Source organism: Streptomyces sp. NPDC096105 (assembly GCF_044763335.1).
GTDB lineage: Bacteria > Actinomycetota > Actinomycetes > Streptomycetales > Streptomycetaceae > Streptomyces.
In genome coordinates this window covers 42,810-47,952 of the sequence record NZ_JBIWGC010000009.1, presented here as the reverse complement: position 1 = coordinate 47,952, position 5,143 = coordinate 42,810, and the positions used below count along the sequence as shown (strand labels likewise).

The window sequence follows — 5,143 nt, the reverse complement described above, 5'->3', positions numbered from 1 at the left end:
GACTACGCCCCCTCCTGCCGTTCCCGTCGCCCGTCCGCCGTGCCGTGCACCGGCGGGGCGGCGGGCTCCTCGTCGTCCTCGACGATCTCGTCGCGGAGCCGGCTCATCGCCGTCGGCTCCTTCGTCACGGAGGTCTCGCGGAGCAGCGATCCGAAGATCGACTCCCAGTCGACCCCGGTCCGCTCCGGGGCACCCCACATGGTCATCCTGGTGAGCGGCTCAAGGGTGTCGACGACCCGGCGGGCCATCTCGGCCCGCGCCTTGTTCGCGGCCTCCAGCACGGCCGCGGACAGCTGGGCCGCCGCCATGGTGCGGTACTTGCCGTCGAGGAACTCCAGGCTGGTCAGTTCCCCCTTCGCACCGACGGACACCCGGACCGACCGGTCCGCCGAGCGGGCGGTGGCCGACGCCGAGTCCAGTTCCCTCCGTGCCGAGTCCGCGGCCTTCTCCGCCGCTTCGAGGCGGGCCATCGCCTGGGCCACCCGGTCCTCCATCGGCTGACTCATCCCGTTCACCTTTCCGTCAGCGCCCCAGGGCCTGCGGCGCGCCGCCCTCGTCGGTGCCCCAGACGTCCTCGTCCTCGGTCAGCCATGTGGTCCGTTCCCTGTCCCCGCTCTCCGTCTGCGGCCTGCCCTCCCCCGCCCCGCCCATGCCGCCCATGGGCGGCATGAAGGGCATGCTGCTGCTGGTCTGCGTGCCCCTGGGGACCACGCGGTGTTCCTCGTCGCCGGCGGCCGACGTGCCGGCCGTCCGGCCGGACCGGGTGACACCGGGCTCGATGACGTTCCTGGTACGTTCGCCGGCGCTGCCGCCGCCCTCACCACCGGCGCCCCGCGTCATCGGCGGGTACATGCCGGGCGACCCCGACCCCGATCCCGTGCCGGTGCCGGCGCCCGCCATGGCGTCGCTGCCCGCCGGGCGGCCCAGTGCCGAGGCGAGGTCGTCCTGATTGTAGAGGTTGTCGTTGAACACGGAGGAGTACATCGAGTCGGCCGCGGCAGCCCCGTTGATGGCGGCCAGACCGGGGGGTTCGGAGAGGTCGGCGATCCGCTGACGGATCTGCTCCTCGATGTCCTTGCCACCGGAGTCGATCCGGTCGTACTCGGCCTGGATCTCCCGCATGCGCTGGTCGTACTCGGCCTTGGCGTCCTTGCGTGCCTGCTCGGCCTCGCTGCGCGCCTCCGCCCGGTCCGCCTGGGCGTCGGCCTTCGCCTGGTCGTACTCCCGCCTGGCCTCGGCCTCGGCGGCGTCCGCCCGCTCGACGGCTTCCCGCTCGGCGGCATCGATCTCCGCGAGCCGCCGGTCGTACTCCTGCCGGGCCTCGGCCTCGGGGGTCCCGGCGGCGATCTCACGCTCGTACTCCGCGCGTGCCTCCGCCCGGTCCTGCTCGGCCTCCTCGCGGGCCTGCTCCCGCTGCTCCTGGGCCTCGGCCTTCTCCCGCTCGTACTCCCGCCTGGCCTCCGCCTCCTGGCGGTCGGCCTCCGCGAGTGCGGCATCGCGCTCGGCGCGGGCTTCGGCCTTCTGCTGCTCGTAGTCCGCCTGGGCTTCGTCCCTGGCCTGCTGGGCGTCCAGCCTGGCCTGCTGCTGCTCCCTCAGCGCCTCGCGGCGGGCCTCCTCCTGCGCGGCCTCGGCCTCGGCCTGCGCGTCGGACTGCTCCTGCCTGGCGGCGTCCCGCTCGGCGCGCGCCTCGGCCTGCGCCGCCTCCTGCGCGGCCTTGGCCTCGGCCCGCTCCTGCTCGGCCCGCGCCCTGGCCTCCTCCTGCGCGGCCCTGGCCTCCGCCCGGTCGGCTTCGGCCTGCGCCTTGGCCTCCGCCTTCTCCTGCTCCTGCGCGGCCTTGGCCTCGGCCCGCTCCTGCTCGGCCCGTGCCTTGGCCTCCTCCTGCGCGGCCTTGGCCTCCGCCCGGTCGGCTTCGGCCTGCGCATAGGCTCGTTCCCGTTCCTTGCGCGCCTCGTCCTGGGCCTTCTGGTTCTGCGCGAGGACGAATGCCTGCTGCTGGGCTGCCGCCTGCTTGGCCTCGGCCCTTTCCTTGTCGGCCTCGGCCCGGTCCGCGTCCGCCCGCGCCTTGGCCTCCGCCTTGTCCTTGTCGGCCTCGGCCCGGTCCGCGTCCGCCTGCGCCTTCGCCTGCGCCCGGTCCGCGTCGGCCTGCGCCTTGGCCTCCGCCTTGTCCTTCTCGGCCTGTGCCCGGTCCGCGTCCGCCTGCGCCTTCGCCTGCGCCCGGTCCGCGTCGGCCTGCGCCCGGTCCGCGTCTGCCCGCGCCTGCGCCTCCGCCCGGTCCGCGTCGGCCTGCGCCCGGTCCGCGTCTGCCCGCGCCTGCGCCTCCGCCCGGTCGGCGGCGGCCTGCGCCCTGGCGGCGTCGGCCTGCGCCTTGGCCTCGGCCCGGTCCGCGTCGGCCTGCGCCTTGGCGGCGGCGGCAGCAGCGGCCGCCTCCTTCTTCGCGGCGTCCGCCTCCACTTTGGAGGCGATCTCGGAGAGGTCGCCCTTGTCCTTGTCGGTCAGGCTGGTGTCGAACGCCTTCTGAGCCGCTGTGAACGCGTCGTAGACCGCGACAATGGCCTTGGCGCCGGCCGTGCTGAGCCAGTCCTGCACGGACTGGTCCCAGCGGCGGATCGCCTCCTCACCGATCGCCTTCCACGTGGCGATGTCGGTCGGTTTGCCGTACGGCTTCCCCTCGATGACGATCTCGCTGACGAAATCCTCTTTCGTCACCATCGTATAGGTGTTGGTGCCGTACATGCCGTTGTAGTAGTAGTCCGCGTCGAGGTCCGTGTGAGCGTGCTGGCTTTCGAGGACATGCAAGCGCGCTGCCTGGAGCATGTCGTACAGCCAGCGCTGCGGATTGCTCTCCGCTCTCCATGCCTCCCAGGCGTTGTAGAGGTTCGTCACCTGTTCGAGGAGAACCCTCTGTGCCGCGGCGAGGGCCCGGGCGGGCTCGGACGTCACCGTCACGTTGTCGATGGTGATCGCGACCTCCGTGCCGCCCTTCCCGTTGACCTGGTCGGCGTAGCCCTCGTAGTTACGGGCCAGTTTGTGGATGAGTTCCTTGAAGATGGCGGCCGATGTGCCGTCCCAGGAGTCGCTGCCCTCTCCGATGTCCTCGGTGTCCCACTTGCCGATGGTGAGCGCGCCGCTCTCGAAGAACTTGACGGCCCGGTCGAACGCCTTGGCCGTTTCCGTGAAGGAGAGCAGGTCGACGTAGTGGGCGTCGCTCACATCCCTGGAGCGGCTCTTGTACCCGTGGGTGGTGTGGGGCCACGTCTTCAGATGCGCAAGGACGTCCCTGGAACCGTAGACGTACTGGACCAGGGCGTTGGTGTCCCAGTCGAGTTTGTCGCCCTCGTTGTTCCAGATGCCCTTGTTCTTCAGGACCTCGCTGGTCTTCGATGTGGCCGGTATCTCGTCGTCGCCGTTCGGCACCACATGAGCCAGGCCCCCGAGGAAGGTGATGTACGCGCGGTACGCGTAGACGGTGGTCCCCGGGGAAGGGTTGTCGCCGACGGGAACGTAGAAAGGGATCGTGTAGTCGGTGTTGTGCGTCTTCCAGCCGCTCGGGGAGACAAAACCCGGCAGGTACGAAGCGTTGAGGTCCTCCACCCGGACATGCATGAGCGGGATGCCGTCATTGCCTCGCAAGTCATTGAACAACTCGCTGCGTTTCGGCAGGGGGTAGCCGGTGAGGAGCTCGACCGCTCGCTTCCAGTTGTCTTCGTTGTTGTTGTCGTCCGCGGGCTTGGCCATCACCGAACTCCGTCACTTCTGCTGTTCGGTGGCACCGGGGTTGTCGAAATCACTGTCGACATCCTCGAAGATGTCCATGAAATCGTCCGCGGTGATGCCCTCAAGGTTCTTGCCCTGACTTTTCGTCAGTTCCGTGATGGTTTCCCACAGCGCCTGCTCCAGGTCCTCGAAGAGGACTCCCTGGGCCTGGAGAATGCGCAGGATCTCAGCCGCGCCCCCCCGGACGACCGTGTTCAGGCCGTCCCCGTCGACCACGCTGTCCTGACCGCTCATCATGCCGATCCTCAGCGGCTTCGACACGTCGATCGTGTCGACGTCCATACCACTCACGAGAGACGAGATGGCGGGGCCGGCGTTCGGGTCGTCCTTGAGGATGTTCTCCAACTGGATCCGGAAGTCGTCGATGTGGTTCGTGATGAACTTCCGCAGGAACTCGCTGTCCAGGACCGTGGCGGCCACGTCAGCTCCCTTCCGTCACCGGCCCGTGTCAGCGGCCGCCGATCCTGATGTCGCTCCAGCGCTGCGACAGGTTCTGCTCCGTGGACCGGTAGTTGGCGGAAATCTCGGTGAGCAGGCCGGAGTGGTTGGCGAGCAGGTTCCTGATGTTCTCGACAGCGCCGTTCCACGCCGCCTGCACCGTGTCGTAGACGTCCTTGTCGTCACCGACCCAGGTCTTGCGGAGCTCGGTCAGCTCCATCTCCAGATTCTCCAGGATGTTCATGATCGCCTGGGACTGGATGATCATGTCCTCGGCCGAGCCTTCGGCGCGGTCGTAGTCGACGTAGATGTAGCCGTCGGAGAAGTCCATCAGAGTCCTCGATTCGCCGGGAGAACCACAAAAAGGGTGAAAGGCCGGGGTGTACTGGATGAGCCGCGGATCAGGCCGCCGGCGTGCCCGACGACGTGTTGGTGCCGTTGAGCTCGTCGAACACGGCCGTGGAACGGGAGTACTCCGCGTCGATCGCGTCGCTGGTGGAGCCCTGGACCAGCCCGTGCTCCCGGAGGGTCTCGTTGAGCTCGTCGACCATCCGGTCCAGGTTGATCAGGATGGTGTCGACGTGCCCGTCCCACTGCTCCAGCAGCTTCTTGAACTTGGCACCGTCCGCGCCCCCGTAGCTCATGGCGAGGTTCTCCGCCGTGGCCTGGACGTCCTGCTGACGGGTCTGAATGCTGGTGAAAGCCTGTTCCAGCGCCATGATCCCGTTGCGGGTCGCGGTTTCTTCGGACTGCTGCATGGCCATGAGAGAACTCCCTTTTCGGCAAGAACACCGAGCTGTGGCCCTCACATCACCCCGTGGGCAGACAGGGTGTTCCGGCAGTCACCGCCGACTCGCCGGAGCGTGAGGTCGCCCGATGCTAAGCAGGCCCCAACATGTTTGGCAATTTCTCCCCGAGTCCTTTCGCCCGC

The 5,143-nt window shown here is 68.9% G+C and carries 5 protein-coding genes; all 5 read right to left on the bottom strand.

Going from position 1 to position 5,143, the window contains the following annotated elements; translation table 11 throughout:
* Positions 1-2 precede the first annotated feature (2 nt).
* Positions 3-506, bottom strand: coding sequence for a YbaB/EbfC family nucleoid-associated protein (locus tag ACIQ8B_RS16520; RefSeq protein ID WP_106412336.1), 504 nt, complete (start codon positions 504-506; stop codon positions 3-5).
* A 16-nt stretch (positions 507-522) separates the two neighbouring features.
* A complete protein-coding gene (locus ACIQ8B_RS16515; RefSeq protein WP_403547508.1) occupies positions 523-3,735 on the bottom strand; it encodes an AAWKG family protein in 3,213 nt (1,070 codons plus the stop codon).
* 12 nt (positions 3,736-3,747) lie between these two features.
* Positions 3,748-4,194: a type VII secretion system-associated protein gene (locus ACIQ8B_RS16510; protein ID WP_106412338.1), complete on the bottom strand. Its 447-nt coding sequence runs from the start codon at positions 4,192-4,194 to the stop codon at positions 3,748-3,750.
* 28 nt (positions 4,195-4,222) lie between these two features.
* Positions 4,223-4,543, bottom strand: coding sequence for a WXG100 family type VII secretion target (locus tag ACIQ8B_RS16505; protein WP_198602449.1), 321 nt, complete (start codon positions 4,541-4,543; stop codon positions 4,223-4,225).
* 70 nt (positions 4,544-4,613) lie between these two features.
* Complete coding sequence (locus ACIQ8B_RS16500) at positions 4,614-4,976, bottom strand: WXG100 family type VII secretion target (RefSeq protein ID WP_241911214.1); 363 nt, start codon at positions 4,974-4,976, stop codon at positions 4,614-4,616.
* Positions 4,977-5,143 lie beyond the last annotated feature (167 nt).